Annotated in this window: 13 protein-coding genes and 1 pseudogene; 4 read left to right on the plus strand and 10 right to left on the minus strand. The window is 58.9% G+C overall.

What is annotated here, in order from left to right; all coding sequences use genetic code 11:
• Positions 1 to 118 precede the first annotated feature (118 nt).
• Positions 119 to 1,567 carry an aldehyde dehydrogenase gene (locus tag F8N43_RS08815; protein ID WP_150639497.1) on the minus strand — a complete coding sequence of 483 codons (1,449 nt, stop codon included), beginning with the start codon at positions 1,565 to 1,567 and terminating at the stop codon, positions 119 to 121.
• 107 nt (positions 1,568 to 1,674) lie between these two features.
• Complete coding sequence (locus F8N43_RS08820; RefSeq protein WP_150632608.1) at positions 1,675 to 2,505, minus strand: p-hydroxycinnamoyl CoA hydratase/lyase; 831 nt, start codon at positions 2,503 to 2,505, stop codon at positions 1,675 to 1,677.
• A gap of 212 nt (positions 2,506 to 2,717) precedes the next feature.
• Here F8N43_RS08820 and F8N43_RS08825 point away from each other — a divergent pair, with 212 nt between their 5' ends.
• Positions 2,718 to 3,206: a MarR family winged helix-turn-helix transcriptional regulator gene (locus F8N43_RS08825; protein ID WP_150653627.1), complete on the plus strand. Its 489-nt coding sequence runs from the start codon at positions 2,718 to 2,720 to the stop codon at positions 3,204 to 3,206.
• A gap of 57 nt (positions 3,207 to 3,263) precedes the next feature.
• Here the strand turns inward: F8N43_RS08825 and F8N43_RS08830 are convergent, their stop codons facing one another.
• Complete coding sequence (locus tag F8N43_RS08830; protein WP_150632610.1) at positions 3,264 to 4,574, minus strand: OprD family porin; 1,311 nt, start codon at positions 4,572 to 4,574, stop codon at positions 3,264 to 3,266.
• Positions 4,575 to 4,908: 334 nt separating this feature from the next.
• On the opposite strand from F8N43_RS08830, the gene mhpT reads away from it, so the two are divergent.
• Complete coding sequence (gene mhpT, locus F8N43_RS08835) at positions 4,909 to 6,144, plus strand: 3-(3-hydroxy-phenyl)propionate transporter MhpT (RefSeq protein ID WP_150639499.1); 1,236 nt, start codon at positions 4,909 to 4,911, stop codon at positions 6,142 to 6,144.
• 65 nt (positions 6,145 to 6,209) lie between these two features.
• On the opposite strand, the gene F8N43_RS08840 is transcribed toward mhpT, so the two are convergent.
• From F8N43_RS08840 to F8N43_RS08860, 5 genes are all read right to left on the minus strand, one after another.
• Positions 6,210 to 7,820: a gamma-glutamyltransferase family protein gene (locus tag F8N43_RS08840; RefSeq protein WP_150653628.1), complete on the minus strand. Its 1,611-nt coding sequence runs from the start codon at positions 7,818 to 7,820 to the stop codon at positions 6,210 to 6,212.
• An 84-nt stretch (positions 7,821 to 7,904) separates the two neighbouring features.
• Positions 7,905 to 8,684 carry an amino acid ABC transporter ATP-binding protein gene (locus F8N43_RS08845; RefSeq protein ID WP_150632613.1) on the minus strand — a complete coding sequence of 260 codons (780 nt, stop codon included), beginning with the start codon at positions 8,682 to 8,684 and terminating at the stop codon, positions 7,905 to 7,907.
• A gap of 2 nt (positions 8,685 to 8,686) precedes the next feature.
• Positions 8,687 to 9,460 carry an amino acid ABC transporter permease gene (locus F8N43_RS08850; protein ID WP_150653629.1) on the minus strand — a complete coding sequence of 258 codons (774 nt, stop codon included), beginning with the start codon at positions 9,458 to 9,460 and terminating at the stop codon, positions 8,687 to 8,689.
• 12 nt (positions 9,461 to 9,472) lie between these two features.
• Positions 9,473 to 10,279 carry an ABC transporter substrate-binding protein gene (locus F8N43_RS08855; RefSeq protein WP_150653630.1) on the minus strand — a complete coding sequence of 269 codons (807 nt, stop codon included), beginning with the start codon at positions 10,277 to 10,279 and terminating at the stop codon, positions 9,473 to 9,475.
• Between the two features lie 72 nt (positions 10,280 to 10,351).
• Positions 10,352 to 11,020, minus strand: coding sequence for a GntR family transcriptional regulator (locus F8N43_RS08860; protein ID WP_150632616.1), 669 nt, complete (start codon positions 11,018 to 11,020; stop codon positions 10,352 to 10,354).
• Positions 11,021 to 11,377: 357 nt separating this feature from the next.
• Here F8N43_RS08860 and F8N43_RS08865 point away from each other — a divergent pair, with 357 nt between their 5' ends.
• On the plus strand, positions 11,378 to 11,989 hold the full coding sequence (locus F8N43_RS08865; protein WP_150639503.1) for a TetR/AcrR family transcriptional regulator: 612 nt from the start codon (positions 11,378 to 11,380) through the stop codon (positions 11,987 to 11,989).
• 89 nt (positions 11,990 to 12,078) lie between these two features.
• Positions 12,079 to 13,032 (plus strand): aldo/keto reductase, encoded by a 954-nt coding sequence (locus F8N43_RS08870; protein ID WP_150653631.1) that lies wholly within the window; start codon positions 12,079 to 12,081, stop codon positions 13,030 to 13,032.
• A 71-nt stretch (positions 13,033 to 13,103) separates the two neighbouring features.
• On the opposite strand, the gene F8N43_RS29860 is transcribed toward F8N43_RS08870, so the two are convergent.
• Entirely contained in the window at positions 13,104 to 13,922 is an 819-nt protein-coding gene (locus F8N43_RS29860) for a methyl-accepting chemotaxis protein (RefSeq protein WP_412071776.1), read from the minus strand.
• A 39-nt stretch (positions 13,923 to 13,961) separates the two neighbouring features.
• Positions 13,962 to 15,260, minus strand: a pseudogene (locus F8N43_RS29865) (HAMP domain-containing protein); the annotation flags it as partial.
• Positions 15,261 to 15,387 lie beyond the last annotated feature (127 nt).

Consider the following 15,387-nt stretch of genomic DNA (forward strand, 5'->3'; position numbering starts at 1 on the left):
CAAGCGGTTCGGTGCAAGCATGGCAGCGTCTGGCTGCATCCTTGTTATTGTTATGCCTTGTTTACATTTGCAAGCGGCTGCTCGCACGAGACAGCAGCCCGAGAAACGCAACGAACGATCAGATGGGGTAGTGCCGCGGCCCGTTCTGCAAAGTGACCCAGCGCAATTGAGTGAAATGTTCGATCGCCGCTTTGCCGCCGAAACTGCCATAGCCGCTGGACTTGACCCCGCCGAAGGGCATCTGCGCCTCATCGTGCACGGTCGGCCCGTTGATATGGCAGATGCCTGACTCGACTCTCTGGGCCAGGGCCAGGGCGCGCCCGGTATCACGACTGAAGATCGCCGCCGACAGACCGAATTCGGAATCGTTGGCCAGGCGCAGTAACTCCTCGTCGCCCTCGCCACGCAGCAGCACCGCCACCGGACCGAAGGACTCCTCGCGGTACAGGCGCATCTCGGGGGTCACCCCATCAAGCAAGGTCGGCTGCATGATGCTGCGCTCGATCTGACCACCGGCAACCAGGCGTGCGCCCTTGTCGAGGGCATCGTCGATCAACCCCCGGATGCGCTCGCCAGCTGCGGCATCGACCAGGGAACCCAGTACCGAGTCGACAGCGTTCGGGTCGCCGGCGCGCAAGGTGGCGATCTTGCTCGCCAGCTTGCTGACAAACACATCCGCGACCCTGGCATCGACGATCAGGCGCTCAGTGGACATGCAAATCTGTCCCTGGTTGAAGTAGGCGCCGAAGGCTGCAGCCTCGACCGCCGCGTCAAGGTCCGCGTCGTCCAGCACCAGGAACGGCGCCTTGCCACCCAACTCCAGCAGTGCCGGCTTGAGGTGTCGCGCCGACAGTTCGCCGACGATACGCCCGACATGGGTTGAGCCGGTAAAGTTGACTCGACGCACCGCCGGATTGGCGATCAGCCGCTCGACGATGGCCGCGGCATCTGCCGGGGCATTGCTGATGACATTGACCACCCCATCGCCCAGACCGGCATCCTGCAACACCTGGCCGATCAACCGATGCACCGCCGGGCTCAGTTCGGAGGCCTTGAGCACCACCGTATTGCCGCAGGCCAGGGGCATGGCAATCGCACGGGTGGCGAGAATAACCGGCGCGTTCCACGGTGCGATTCCCAATACCACGCCACAGGGTTGGCGCAGGGCCATGGCGAAATTGCCTGGGACGTCGGAGGGAATCACTTCGCCGTTGATTTGCGTGGTCATCGATGCCGCCTCGCGCAGCATGCCGGCCGCCAGGTGCACGTTGAAGCCATACCAGTTCGCCATGGCGCCGGTTTCACCGGCGGCGGCGATAAATTCCGCGCTGCGCGCCTGCAATTGTTCGGCAGCGGCGAGCAAGCGCGTGCGGCGTTCATTGGGCGCCAGTGCGGCCCAGGCAGGAAACGCAGCCTTGGCCGCGGCGACCGCCGCATCGGCATCTTCCAAGGTAGCGGCGGCCACTCGCGACACGACCTCGCCCGTCACCGGGTTGCGGCGCTCGAAAGTTCGCCCGTCACGGGCTGGGCACGACTTGCCGCCGATCAGCAGGGGCACGTCCAACATGGTGATTCCTCTTTATTGTCTTTATCGGGAATTCGTTCAAGCGGTGTGACAACAGGGCCAGGACGCGGTAGCGAACAGCAGGATGCGCCCGCCGTGCGCTGCGTGTTTCAGCGTTTATACGTCTGCAGGCCGGGCTTGATGCTTTTGTCATCGAGGAATTGCTTCATGCCCTGCTCGCGGCCGCCTTCGGTGTCGAGCAGTCGCGACTGGTCGAGCTTGGCGTACAGGTAGTCCTCGTTCTGCTCCCAGGTCAGCTCGCGGCAGCGTTTGAAACCATGTTTGGCCGCACGCAACACCACCGGGTTTTTCTCCAACAGATTGCGCGCCAGGTCGACGGTCACCTCACGCAGTTGCGCCAGCGGCACACTCTCGTTGACCAGGCCCATCTCGGCAGCTTTCTGACCGCCAAAGGTCTTGCCGGTCATGATGTAGTAAAGCGACTGGCGATGGCCCACGGTGTCCGCCATGGCCTTGCTCACCAGATTGCCCGGCGGAATGCCCCAGTTGATCTCTGACAGGCCGAAGGTTGCCTCGTCGGCGCAGATCGCCAGGTCGCAGGCGACCAATGGGCTGAAACCACCGCCAAAACACCAGCCGTTGACCATGGCGATGGTCGGCTTGGCGTACATGCGCAGTAGTTTCCATTGCCACTGAGAGGCTTCGCGGCGAATTTTTTCCTGAAGGATTTCCGGGCCGGCGTCCACTTCACGGAAGTATTCCTTGAGGTCCATGCCGGCGGTCCAGGCTTCGCCCGCACCGGTCAGCACAAGTACGCCCGCGTCCGGGTCCTGCTCGAGGGTTTCCAGAACGTCGATCATCTCGCGGTTCAGGGTCGGGCTCATGGCGTTGCGTTTTTCCGGGCGGTTGAGGATGACCCACGCGATGCCTTCCTCGATTTCCACTTTGACTGTTGTCCAGCGACCTTCGTAATTGCTCATGGTGATGCTCTCTTGTTCTTGGCTTGACGATGGGTAAAAACTAAACCGACAAACTAGTTATGTCAATTAACTATTAATTGAATTAACCAAATATTTTTCACCTTCGAATCCTGCAAAAGGTCAATACTTTAGCTTCCTGCCGTAGCTATTCCTGGCCAACCTCGTCAAACTAGATATCTTTATTAACCTGAAACCCGAGGGATTTTCCCGCAATGGCCAAGTCGTCAAAAAATGTCGCTGCCCCCGATGCCCTCGCCGACGACGTCGAAATTCAGGCGCCCATGGACTCCGCATTGGACGAGCTAATCGGTTACGCCATGCGCCGAGCCCAGCTGAAACTGTTCCAGAATTTGATCAGCCGACTGTCTGCCCACGACTTGCGGCCCGCGCAGTTCTCTGCCCTGGCGATCATCGAGCAGAACCCCGGGCTGATGCAGTCCGACCTCGCTAAGGCCCTGGCCATAGAGCCACCCCAAGTGGTGCCGTTGCTGAACAAGCTGGAAGAGCGGGCACTGGCGGTACGGGTACGCTGCAAACCGGACAAACGCTCTTATGGAATATTCCTCAGCAAAACCGGCGAGACGCTGCTCAAGGAGTTGAAACTGATCGCCGCCGAGAGCGACATGGATGCCACGTCCGCTCTCGACAGCCAGGAACGCGAAGTACTGCTCAGGTTGCTGAAAAAAGTCTATCAAGCCTGAAACGCAAGCGCCGGCACGCTCCTGGGGAGCGGCCGGCGTCATTACAGGTGAAACGGCTTACCAGATCGGCAAGGTGTAGAGCACCAGAAAGCGGGTCTGGTTTTCATCGCGAAACGCTGCGCCGGCGGGGAAGTCATTGCGATAGATCGACTTGCGCGCCATAAGCCCGACATTCTTCAGCGGGCCACTCTGGATCACATACCCCAGCTCCATCTGGAACTCCCGCTCCTTGCGGTCGTCGGCATTCAACGCCGCCAGTTCGATATGGTCACCGCGCACATAACGCAGCCGGCTCTTCAGGCCAGGCACCCCGGCGGCGGCGAAGTCATAATCGTACATCGCTTGCCAGGTCCGCTCCTTGGCATTGAGGAAGTCCGAGCTCATGGTCAGCTCGCTCATGCCCATCAACTCGGTGCCCGAGACATAGGGTGTCGCTGTGTCGCCACTGGCGTGCATATAGCCGACGCTCAGACGATGGCCGCCAAAGCGATAGCCGAACAGCGCCGAGAGGTTGCGGTTGTCCACTTTGCCGGCCTTGGCGCTGCCGTCTTCATCGCTGAAAAAACTGCGCAGGTCGCTGGTCAGCGTGCCCTCGCCCACCTGCAGCGTGTGCAGTAACGCCAAGGTGTTCTGCTGATACAGGTCCGCCACTTCGGCGTGATAAGCGCGCAGGCTGAGGTCCTTGTTCACCTGGTAATCGCCGCCGACATAGGCCATGTGCGATGAAGTGGCCGCGCCGTTGAAACGTCGGTTTGGCGAAGCGATGCTCATTGGCTGGTAGTCGGTGGAATCACGTTTGTTGATGCGATCGATGTAGCCGGTGTTGAAGATCAGTCCGTCGATGTCCTTTGAGCTGAGCGTGGTGCCGCGAAAAGTCTGCGGCAGCAGCCGCGACGGGCTGGCGAAAGCGAATGGCAGGAAGATCGACACGTCGCCGGTTTTCACCGTGGTCTGGGCAACACGCATCTTGGCAGTCATGGCCAGGCGCGAATACTCGTCCGCCGCATGCTTGTCGCTGCTGGACACCGGCAGCAACTCGGTGCCGCTACGGTCCGGCGACGAATCCAGCTTGACCCCCATCAACCCCCGAGCATCCAGGCCGAAGCCGACACTCCCCGGGGTAAAGCCCGACTCCACGTTCATGATGAAACCCTGAGCCCATTCCCGTGCCGCGGTTTTCGCCCCGTCATCCTTGTAGTCCCGATCCAGGTAGTAATTGCGCAAGGTCAAGGTGCCATGACTGTCATCGATAAAACCGTCAGCCAGCGCCGATGGCGCAATCAAACTCAGGCCCAGCAAGGCCAGGTGGCGTGCGCGAACAGGTAAGGTTGAATCCGCCACAAGGGCGTCCCAAGGAAGGTTTGGCATGTTCGATGTCCACTTATTGTTGTTGTTTTTTGAACGGGATTGTTGGGGTTATCCCGGAGATCTGCAGCCAGAGAATGGAAACAGCCTGGCGTGGCGTCAATCGCGAGTGACCGATAAACGAACATTAATATAATTATCTATTTTGTGAGCAACTCTCTATCGCCACGCCATATACTTGATTTAATTGACTTTAATGGTGTTTTTTAGCGAAAAATCTTTGGTATTCATTTTTTAGTTATATTTGTTAATCTTATTTCAGCCCTGTCATCGCCTCGCGAGAACAGGCTCGCGTTCATCCGTCAGCACACCAACAAAAACAATAATGAGGTTCGCCATGGACACCCCATCACGTCGTACGACGCTGACCATAGCCCTGTGTTTTATCGTTGCACTGATCGAAGGTTTCGATCTGCAAGCTGCCGGCACTGCCGCTGCGGGCTTGCGCCAGACCTTTGCCCTGGACCCGAAAATGATGGGCTGGGTGTTCAGTGCCGGAATTGTCGGTTTACTGCCGGGCGCCTTTTTCGGCGGCTGGATTGCCGATCGAATCGGCCGCAAGAAAATCCTCATCGCAGCGGTGCTGCTGTTCGGCGTGTTCTCCCTCAGCACCGCCTACGTCAGCAGTTTCTCCGGCCTGCTACTGGCGCGCTTCATGACGGGTCTGGGCTTGGGCGCCGCCCTGCCCAACCTGATCGCCCTGTGTGCCGAGGCCGTGGGTGAGCAGCGTCGCGGTACCGCGATCAGCATCATGTATGCCGGCGTGCCGTTGGGCGGCGCATTGGCGGCGTTGGTCGCGATGCTCTTCACCGAGCATTGGCAGACGACCTTCATCATCGGCGGGCTCGCGCCCTTGCTGGTGGTGCCGCTGATGATCCTGCTGCTGCCCGAGTCAAGCGCCTTTCGCCAGCAACAAGGCACCGTCACCGTGGCCCGCGCTTCAACCGTCCAGGCGTTATTCGGCGAAGACCGGGCTCGCGTCACCCTGGCGTTGTGGCTCAGCTACTTCTTCACCCTGACTGTGATGTACATGTTACTCAACTGGCTGCCATCACTGCTGCTGGAACAAGGGTTCAGCAAAGCCGAAGCTGGCCTGGTGCAGATGCTGTTCAACATCGGCGGCGCCCTCGGCTCATTACTTGGCGGGGTGCTGCTGGATCGCTGTAACGGCGTCAAGGTGGTGCTGTCCGTATACGCCGGATTGCTGGCAGCGCTGACCGGTGTCGGTCTGTCGGTGGGCATCGTCCCCATGGCCATCGCCGGGTTTTGCGCAGGGTTGTTTGTGATGGCCGCGCAGTTGGTGCTTTACGCCCTGGCACCACCTTCGTACCCGACTTCGGTGCGTGCCACCGGCGTCGGCGCAGCGGTAGCCATCGGTCGTCTGGGGTCGGTGGCAGGTCCCCTGGCCGCGGGGCAGATTCTGGCGGCCGGGGCCGGCACCACTGGGGTGTTACTGGCGACTTCACCGGGGTTGGTGATTGCAGCACTGACCATTATCAGTGTGATTGTCCGATCGGACCCGCAAACTGCGCCCGAGCTGAGGACGGCGAACCCGGTCGCGGACAAACCCTGACTGCGCCCCCTGCGACAGAAACAAGAAAAGAGACCGAGGTCTCTTTTCTTGTTTTCAGCGGCCCGCTACCACACGGCAATATGGGAATCGGCTCGCGGCTCGGTGCCGCCGCACAGTACACCAGTGTCCGGGTCACGGATGATGATCTGCCCTCGGCCATAGTTGATCAGGTCGCAATCAACCTGAATCTGGTGTCCGCGCCGTGCCAGCGAAGCCGCCAGGTCCCGAGATGCCCCCTGTTCGATGCCGACCTTCATTTCCCCCAGCCATTGCCACCGCGGAGCGTCCAGCGCGGCTTGGGGGTTGAGACCGAAATCAACCAGATTCATGACCATCTGCACATGGCCTTGGGGCTGCATGTACCCCCCCATAACGCCGAACGGTCCCACCGGTGCGTCGCCTTTACTGATGAAACCGGGAATGATCGTGTGAAAGGTTTTTTTGCCCGGAGCCAGGCAGTTGGCGTGCTCGGGATCGAGACTGAATTCCTGCCCGCGGTTCTGCAAGGCGATGCCGCTGTCGGGCAGCACCACACCGGAACCGAAGCCGTGGTAGTTGCTCTGGATAAAGGAGACCATATTGCCCTCCGCATCCGCCGTGGCCAGATACACCGTACCACTGGAGTGGGGGGTGCCGGGCTTAGGAGTCTGAGCTTGATCAACGATCTGTTCACGGCGCTGGCTACTGTAGGCATCGCTGAGAAGGTCAGCCACCGCCACACGCATGTGCAGCGGATCGGTGATGTAATGCAGGCCGTCACTGTAGGCGAGCTTCATGGCTTCCAACTGACGGTGCCAGGTCTGCTGGCTGTCTCGGTGATCGAAGTCGAAGCCTTGAAGGATTTTCAGGGTCATCAGGGCCACCAGTCCTTGCCCGCTTGGGGGGATTTCCCACACATCGTAGCCGCGATAACTGATGCTGATCGGCTCCACCCACTGTGCGCGATAGTCTTGCAGGTCGCTCGCTCGCAGGTAGCCGCCGGTGGCACGGGAATGGGCATCCAGACGCTGAGCCAGATCACCGCGATAGAGGCTTTCGCAAGCACTGTCCGCCAGCTCTTCCAGCGTTCGGGCTTGCGCCGGGTTGCGGAATAGTTCACCGGCCTTTGGCGCACGGCCATCAATCAGGAACGTGTCGAACCAGGCGTCGAGCACTGAGTCTCGATGGGGGCTGAATTCATCCAGAGCCGTCTGCCATTGCCGGGCGACCACCGGGGACAGCGGAAAGCCATCCCTGGCCAGACTGATGGCGGGCTGCAGCAACTCGGCAAAGGGCAGCTTGCCGAAACGTTTGGACAGCTCCGCCCAGGCCGAAGGGCAACCGGGCACCGTGACCGGCGTCCAGCCATAAAGCGGCATCTGCTCGTGACCACACGCCTTGACTGCATCGATAGTTAGCGCTGCCGGCGCGTGGCCGTTGCCGTTGAGTCCGTGCAATTGGCCTTTGCTCCAGACCAAGGCAAAGGCGTCCCCGCCCAAGCCGCAACCGGTGGGTTCAACCACCGTAAGCGCTGCTGCCGTGGCAATCGCGGCATCAATCGCATTGCCGCCCTTGCGCATGATCTCGATGCCGGCCTCGGCAGCCAGCGGCTGGGAAGCCGCGACCATGCCACGGCGGGCAAACACACTCTGACGTTGCGACGCATAGGGATATTCGTGGGCAGAAAATTTCAACATGGCAAAAGTTCTTCCAAACAAAGATTCACTGGCCGGAGGTGATCCGGTTCCACTACCGGGAGATAAAAGACCTGACTGAAAAGATCACAGCACGCGGCTGAGAAAGGCCTGGGTCCGCGGGTGAGTCGGTCGACTGAAGATCTGCTCCGGCGGCCCCTGTTCGATCAGTTCACCCTGATCGAGGACCACCACGCGGTCAGCGACTTCCCGGGCAAAACCCATTTCATGGGTGACCACCACCATGGTCATGCCGTCATCGGCCAACTGCTTCATCACCTGCAGGACCTCGCCCACGGTTTCGGGATCCAGGGCGCTGGTAGGCTCGTCAAACAGCATGGCCTGTGGCTTCATCGCCAGCGCCCGAGCAATCGCCACGCGCTGCTGCTGTCCACCGGACAGCATCGAGGGGTAATGCATCGCCTTGTCCGCCAGACCGACCCGGGCGAGCAACGCCCGGGCCTGTTCCAACGCTTCGGAGCGTGGCACGCCAAGCACCTGAATCGGTGCCTCCATGATGTTTTCCAGCGCGGTCATGTGGGGGAACAGATTGAAACGTTGGAAGACCATGCCGATGTCCCGACGCTGTCGAGCAATGTTGCGCTCTGAGTCGCGTACCAGGCTGCCGTCGGCGCGCTCGCGGTAACCCATCGCTCGGCCGTTGACGCGAATTCGCCCACCCTGAATGTCTTCCAGCAGATTGATGCAGCGAATAAAGGTGGTCTTTCCCGAACCCGAGGCACCGATCAACACCACCACTTCACCGCGCCGCACCTGCAAGGAAATCCCCTTGAGAATCTCCAGATCGCCGAAAGACTTATGAATGTCCAGGGCCTCGATGATCAGTTCTTCACTTTTGTGCGCCATGCTTAACGCCCTCTCAGCAATTTCAGCGTGCCGCGGCCGAACATACGACTACCAGCCGCAGGCGGTGCGGGTCGATCGGACTGTCCGAAACGCGCTTCCAACCAACGCTGGAAGAAGCCCCAAAGAGTGGTCAGCAGCAGGAAATAAATCGCCACCACCAGGTACAGTTCAAATACCCGGAATGTCGCCGACGTGACCATTTGTGTGCTCAGCAGCAACTCCTGCACGCCAATCACACTGACCAGCGTCGTATTCTTGAGCATCACGTTGAACTCGTTGCCCAATGGCGGAACGATGACCCGGAACGCCTGAGGCAGAACAATGCGCCGCATCAGTTTGGCGAAAGTCATGCCCAGCGAACGCCCAGCCTCGTACTGTCCTTTGTCCACGGCGCCAATCCCGGCACGGATGATCTCGGCCATGTAAGCGCCTTCGTTCAGACCCAGGGCGATAATCGCTGCCTGGATGTTGCCCGGCACGACCAAACCGAACAGTTGCACGTCCTCAAATCGGAAGATCCCGCCGGCCGCCAATGCGGTGTACAGAAAGACGATTTGTACCAACAGCGGCGTGCCGCGCATCAGCCATACGTAAAACCGTACTGGCAGGTTGAGCAACGGATTGCGCGACAGACGCATCAGCGCCGCCCCCAGCCCCAACACACAGCCCAACGCCATCGCCAGCACACTGATCAGGCAGGTCAGCCAGAGTCCAGTGAGGTACACGCTGCTGGGCTGTAAAAGGTATTGCCAGAACACATCCCAATTGAAGTTCATCGAGCGTTCGCCTCAGTCGAGTGTGTCGCTGGAAACATGCCATTTGCTCAGCAACTGTACGTAGCTGCCGTCGCTGCGCATGTCACTGATGATCTGTTGTACCGCTGCGGTGAGCTGCGGATCATCCTTGCGAACTCCCAAGCCGGTGAGAATCCGGCTGAAGGCTGGAACGCCCTCCTCGAAAAGATCAGGCGCCTTTGCGGCGTAGTACCCGGCGGTTTCCACTGTGGTGCCGTAAGCATCTACCTGACTGATACGCAGCGCCTGAAAGGCGTCGGTGTCAGTGTTGTAAACCACCAGTTTCATCGGCGTCTTGCCAGCCTTGGTCAGCTTTTCGTTTTCGGCGTCGAGCAAGGTTTTGATCGTGGAGCCATTGAGCACCGCCACCTTGTGCCCAGACAGTCCATCCAGGGTTCTGATGCCCTTGGGATTGCCTTTTGGAACAACCACTGACTGGCTGGAATACATATAGTTGACGATGTCGATCACCTCCCGCCGTTCGGGCTTGTCGAACAGCTGATCAACGATCATGTCGCACTGCTGGGCGAGCAATGCCGGTAGCAACCCGGAGAAAGGAATGACCCGCCATTGCACCGGTTTGTCTCCCAGCCGCTTGGCGATTTCCAGCCCCAGATCGACCGTCAGCCCCCTGGGTTTTTGTGCCTCATCGAACGACACCAAGGGCGGTGAGTCCATGCCCGAGCAATAGGTGAGTTTGTCGGCCTTTTGCAGTCGCTCCGGCACCTGGGGCGCGGCAACCGCCCACTGTGCACAGAGCCCGAGGGATACAGCGGCAAGTAACATATGGCGTTTATGCATGACGAGACACTCCAGTTGTTTAATAACGGGGCAGTACTCAAAGTCAAAACACTGTCGGGTTTGAGCCCGATTCTATTTTTCCGATTGCAGAAACTGGATCAGCGCCGGCACCGTGCCCTCGATGTGCTCGCGCACAATTGCCTCGGCCCGGTCGACATCGCCTGAGCGAATGGCATCAAGGATCACCGCGTGTTCCTGGCGAGCGCTCAAGGGTTTTTCGCTGTGTTGCAGCCACAGGCGCATTGGCGCCTCAATCAGCGAATACAGCGCCGAGATCTGCTTCATCAGCCGAGGGCGGCCGCTGAGGCTGCACAGGTATTCATGGAAGGAACGATGAAGTCTGACCCACTCGGCGCTTTCGTCGCGGTAGTCATCCATCTCATCCAGCATGCGCTCCAAAGCCGCCAACTGCCGCTCGCCTATCTTGGCCACGGCCACGCGGATGGCCAGGCCCTCAAGGGCACTGCGCATTTCGAAGACTTCGTGCAATTCGTCGAAATCCAAACCACTGACAATGGCCCCGCGATTAGGTCGCAGGGTTACCAGGCCTTGAGCATCGAGACGGCGAAAGGCTTCGCGCACCGGCATCCGGCTCATCCCGACTTCGCTGGCAATGTCCTCCGCGATCAGACGGTCGCCTTTGCGGTAACGACCGCCACAGATCGCTTCCAGCAGAAAGTTGTAAGCCTCCTCCTCAGCGGTCAGGGGCTGACGTTCAACGTAGGTGGGAGCGAATTGCATAAAGTCACCTTTTGCAGTTTTGTATCCAATTATCCATTGATTCAAATCAGCAGAAACCGTGCCACCCTGCTTATAAATTCCTCAAGTTATTAATTAAAAAGAAGTTATTACTCAAAACCTGATGTTCTTTAGATCGGCGCGATAGTCACCGTGTGCTACGAAATGGCCCAGCGCGCCCCAAATAGGTGAATAACGGTATCCAGGTAACAAATCATTTCGCCAACCTTCGAGGTCTTTTGCTCCCGCGAGAGAGTGCACTACAGAAATTATCGCTTTAAATATTTTATCCGATTAAGTATTTTGAATGGATGATTGGGCGACAGCCGCCCCCCTTATTCATAGCGACAAGGATCACCCGTGAGCGGACTACGTGAACGTCAGAAAGTCGAACGACGCCAAGCCATCAGCAAGGCAGCCATCGAACTGTTTGAGCGCCAGGGTTTCCAGAACACCACCATCGAACAAATTGCCAACCAGGCTGGGGTGTCAGCGCCCACGGTGTTCAAGTACTTCGGTAACAAACAGGAAATCATTCTGGAAATCCTGCACGACGCCGACCAGCGTGCCATCAAGGACGCTCGCAGCCAGATGCCTGACATTGAGGACCCGGTCGATGCCATGTGTTACCTGGAGCGGCGGTTGACCGGCTACGCACTGGAGGTCATGCACCCCAGCCTCTGGCGTGAACTGCTGCCACTGATATTGTTTGGCGGCGACAACGGGCTGCCCCAAGGCTATCGCGCCATGAACGATGCACTCAGGACTGAAATCAGTGGGTTGCTCAGAGAGTTGCAGCAGGCCGGCAAACTTCGCGCCGACCTCGACGTCGACCTGGCCTCTTTCCTGTTGAACGACTATTCACACTTGCAGTTGTTCAGACTGGTCAACCAGGAGCAGCCGGATGTCGAGTCCCACTCCGCTCAGGTAAGGCACATCACCGAGTTGCTCTTTTACGGCATGCGGGCCTGAGAAAATACACAGATGCAATCACTTCGCAGGGTGTTTGGCTGAACGCCAAAAACCAGAGGACTGACGATTAACTCAAACGGCGGACCGGTATGAAAAAAGACTATTTGGGCAGTTCAACGATGGAGAGTTCACGCCTGGTGCTGGGCGGCAATGTCTTTGGCTGGACCGTCAACGAACAAGATTCGCTGAAGCTACTCGACGCAGCGTTTGAACTCGGCATCAACACCTTTGATACCGCAGACGCCTATTCCATCTGGGCCAGTGGTAATCGCGGCGGCGAGTCGGAAGCCATCATTGGCAAATGGCTGAGTCAGAACAGCCACCGACGCAGTGAAGTGAAGATTATCACCAAGGTCGGGGCCGAACTCTCGCCCGATCAGCACGGGCTCTCGAAAGGCAGAATCCTGCAAGCCGTGGATGATTCGCTGCGTCGACTGCGAACCGATTACATCGATTTGTACTTCTCCCACTACCCGGATGCCTCGACAGCACACGAGGAAACCCTGGAGACTTACAGCGCGTTGATCGCCTGCGGCAAGGTTCGCTCGATCGGCGCATCCAACTACACCCTGGAAGATCTGCAGGCGGCCAAATCCTCTGCCGATCGCCACGCCCTGCCCCACTACACCTGCCTTCAGGTGGAGTACAACCTCTATGATCGCCATGACTTCGAACAGCAGTTGCGTACTTTTGCCCTGGCCGAGGGCTGCGAGGTCCTGACTTACTTCAGCCTGGCCTCGGGTTTCCTCAGTGGCAAATACAAAGGCCTGAATGACCTGACGCACAGTGCTCGCCGCGAGGACCTGGAAAAGTATTTCGATGAGCGCGGCATACGCATTTTGCACGTTCTGCATCAGGTGGCGCAGGAACAGCAGGTCCCACCTGCGGAAATCGCCTTGGCCTGGGTCATGCACCAACCCGGTGTAACCTCTGCCATTGCGAGTGCCACCAACCTGGAGCAACTCAATAGCCTGGCGCGTTCGACGCAACTGGGGCTGGATGCGCAAACCCTTGAACGACTGGACCTGGCCAGCCTCCTTTGAGACTGTCTGTAAGCAAGAGCCCAGGCATGTGGCTGGCATGACCAGCCACAAAAAAACGAAGCCCACTCAGTTCAGGTCTTGAAACGCTCCAGCAAACGTCCTTGCTCAGTGGCCTGCCCACTCACATCGGCGATCTCCTGCGCCGACTCACGTGCGCTGGCCGTCAGGTCCTCGCTGAGCCGGCGGATGCGACCGACCGAACTATTGATCTGCTCCGACACCGCGCTCTGTTCTTCGGCAGCGCTGGCAATCTGGACGTTCATCTGAGCCACCTGACCTATGCCTTCACCAACGCCGTACAGCGACTCGACTAACGCACCAAACAGCGCCGCCAGTTCCTGGCCGAGATTCTGATTCAACGTCATCGAATGCACGACCACGACGGTATCTTGCTGCAGGTCTTCGATGATCGAGCGCGTTTCCTGGATCGAATCCTGAATGCGGCTGGACAGGTTGCGTACCTCATCAGCCACCACGGCGAACCCTCTCCCATATTCACCCGCCCGTGCCGCCTCGATGGCTGCATTGAGCGCCAGCAGGTTGGTCTGTTCGGCGATGTCGCGGATGATATCGAGGACGCTGCCGATCTTTTCACTCTTGACGGACAGCTGGTTGACCTGGCGGTTGGCGTTGGCCAAGTCCTCGCCCTGACGGGCAACTATCCGGGTGGTTCTTTCGATCAGCTCGGTGCCGTCGTCAATGGTCTGCAATACAGTCCCCGTTGCTTGCGACGCCGACGCGGTATTGCGAGCAATCTCCTGCGCCGAAAGGTTCATCTGGTACATAGCCGTTGCAACCTGATCGATGTCCTGGCGTTGGTGCTCCATGGTTTGCAAATTAGCGGTGCTGCCTCGGGCAGATCTGGCCGCCGCCGCCCGCAACTCGGTCATAGAGCCCTTGAGGCGGGTGACAATAGGCTGCAACACATCAAGAAAAGCATTTAGTCCACTGGCCACGCCGCCCAATTCGTCGGCACGGGCGTAGTTAAGGCGCTTGACCAGATCGCCTTCGCCCCGGGCCAAATCGTCGGCCATCAGCGACATTGCCCGCAGTGGTCGTACGATGCTCCGGGACGCGAGCCAGATCACCACCAGTCCAAAAACCGTCAGCGCCAAGCCCATCAGCACCTCCTTTTGCACTGCCGCGAGCAGGTGCTCATTCATCGCTTCGTGCAACTTAAGCAGCGGTGCGAACATCTGCTCCGAGGGTACCTTGACCACAATGCGCCAAGGTTCGGCCCCAGGAATGGGTGAGAACGTCCGACTGACGAGCAAATCCTGCAGCGGTCGTGATTGTCCCGGCAATAATGCGGAGTACTCCACGCCAGGTTCCTTGAAGTGACCGCCCAATGCATCCTTGTCCAGCGTACTGCCAGCAACCCGTCCAGAGGCGCTGACAATCCACACATCCCCAGCCTGCCCCGGCAAGCCTGCCTTGGCAGCCAAGGCTACGACTTGAATCTGGCTTAACTGAATGTCGATACCCAGCACCGCTACCACACGACCGTGATCGATCACTGGCAGGGTCAGCGAGGTCATGAGAATCGGACTGCCAGAGGCATCATCGAGATAGGGATTCAGCAGACAAGGCTGCGTCGTTCGTAGCGGGCAGTCATACCAGGTGCGGGATGCCTTGCCGTCAGCCATGGGCTTGTCGTCGACAATGCTCTTTTCTTGCACAGTGACTTGCTCCATCTTCCCGCCGCTCTGGCGAAACCAGACCGGCGCAAAACGCCCCAACTCATTGCTACCCAGTTCGCTCTGTCCGGAAAAGTGCGCGTCCTGCCCGTCGAAAGCGTTGGGCTCGAAGACGACATAAGTGCTGATAAACGTCGGATTGGCTTGCAAGCTGGCCTGCAACTGCCCGGTGATGTAGGCCCTAGCGTGCTCTGGTGTCAGCGCCCCACTACCGCTAAGCGACATGATTCGCATGACCTCCGCTGATGAGGCCTCACCGACGCGCAGGGCATCGCGGAAAAACACCTGGACACCAGAGGACTGGAAACGAACGGACTCAACCACACGTTCCTCGATAGCCTGGGTCATGCTGGCAGAAGTCAGCCCTTCGGCGCGCTGACTCAAGCCACTCATTTCCTTGATTGCGGTGCTGATCAGGGCCAAGGCCAACAGTGTCAGGCATAGCCCGACCAGTAGAATAATTCGGGCTCGTAAAGTGACAAACATGGCGAGTCTCCTGTGCCGAGTGGCCACACAAAAAAATGGCGACATGCCTGTCGCCGATCAGAGGAAGTGCCCGTGCCCCCCTGTTGCACTGCCTGTCATCCACACCCGTCCGACCGGCGATGCGCGCCAGCGACAAGGGTTAACAGAGGCCGTACTTAACAGCAGAGGTGAA

This window comes from Pseudomonas fluorescens (assembly GCF_902498065.1).
GTDB lineage: Bacteria > Pseudomonadota > Gammaproteobacteria > Pseudomonadales > Pseudomonadaceae > Aquipseudomonas > Aquipseudomonas fluorescens_BJ.

Coding starts and splice junctions, on each gene's coding strand:
- F8N43_RS08815 (WP_150639497.1), bottom strand. CDS start 1,567: ATGTTGGACGTGCCCCTGCTGATCGGCGGCAAGTCGTGCCCAGCCCGT.
- F8N43_RS08820 (WP_150632608.1), bottom strand. CDS start 2,505: ATGAGCAATTACGAAGGTCGCTGGACAACAGTCAAAGTGGAAATCGAG.
- F8N43_RS08825 (WP_150653627.1), top strand. CDS start 2,718: ATGGCCAAGTCGTCAAAAAATGTCGCTGCCCCCGATGCCCTCGCCGAC.
- F8N43_RS08830 (WP_150632610.1), bottom strand. CDS start 4,574: ATGCCAAACCTTCCTTGGGACGCCCTTGTGGCGGATTCAACCTTACCT.
- mhpT (WP_150639499.1), top strand. CDS start 4,909: ATGGACACCCCATCACGTCGTACGACGCTGACCATAGCCCTGTGTTTT.
- F8N43_RS08840 (WP_150653628.1), bottom strand. CDS start 7,820: ATGTTGAAATTTTCTGCCCACGAATATCCCTATGCGTCGCAACGTCAG.
- F8N43_RS08845 (WP_150632613.1), bottom strand. CDS start 8,684: ATGGCGCACAAAAGTGAAGAACTGATCATCGAGGCCCTGGACATTCAT.
- F8N43_RS08850 (WP_150653629.1), bottom strand. CDS start 9,460: ATGAACTTCAATTGGGATGTGTTCTGGCAATACCTTTTACAGCCCAGC.
- F8N43_RS08855 (WP_150653630.1), bottom strand. CDS start 10,279: ATGCATAAACGCCATATGTTACTTGCCGCTGTATCCCTCGGGCTCTGT.
- F8N43_RS08860 (WP_150632616.1), bottom strand. CDS start 11,020: ATGCAATTCGCTCCCACCTACGTTGAACGTCAGCCCCTGACCGCTGAG.
- F8N43_RS08870 (WP_150653631.1), top strand. CDS start 12,079: ATGAAAAAAGACTATTTGGGCAGTTCAACGATGGAGAGTTCACGCCTG.
- F8N43_RS29860 (WP_412071776.1), bottom strand. CDS start 13,922: ATGACCGAGTTGCGGGCGGCGGCGGCCAGATCTGCCCGAGGCAGCACC.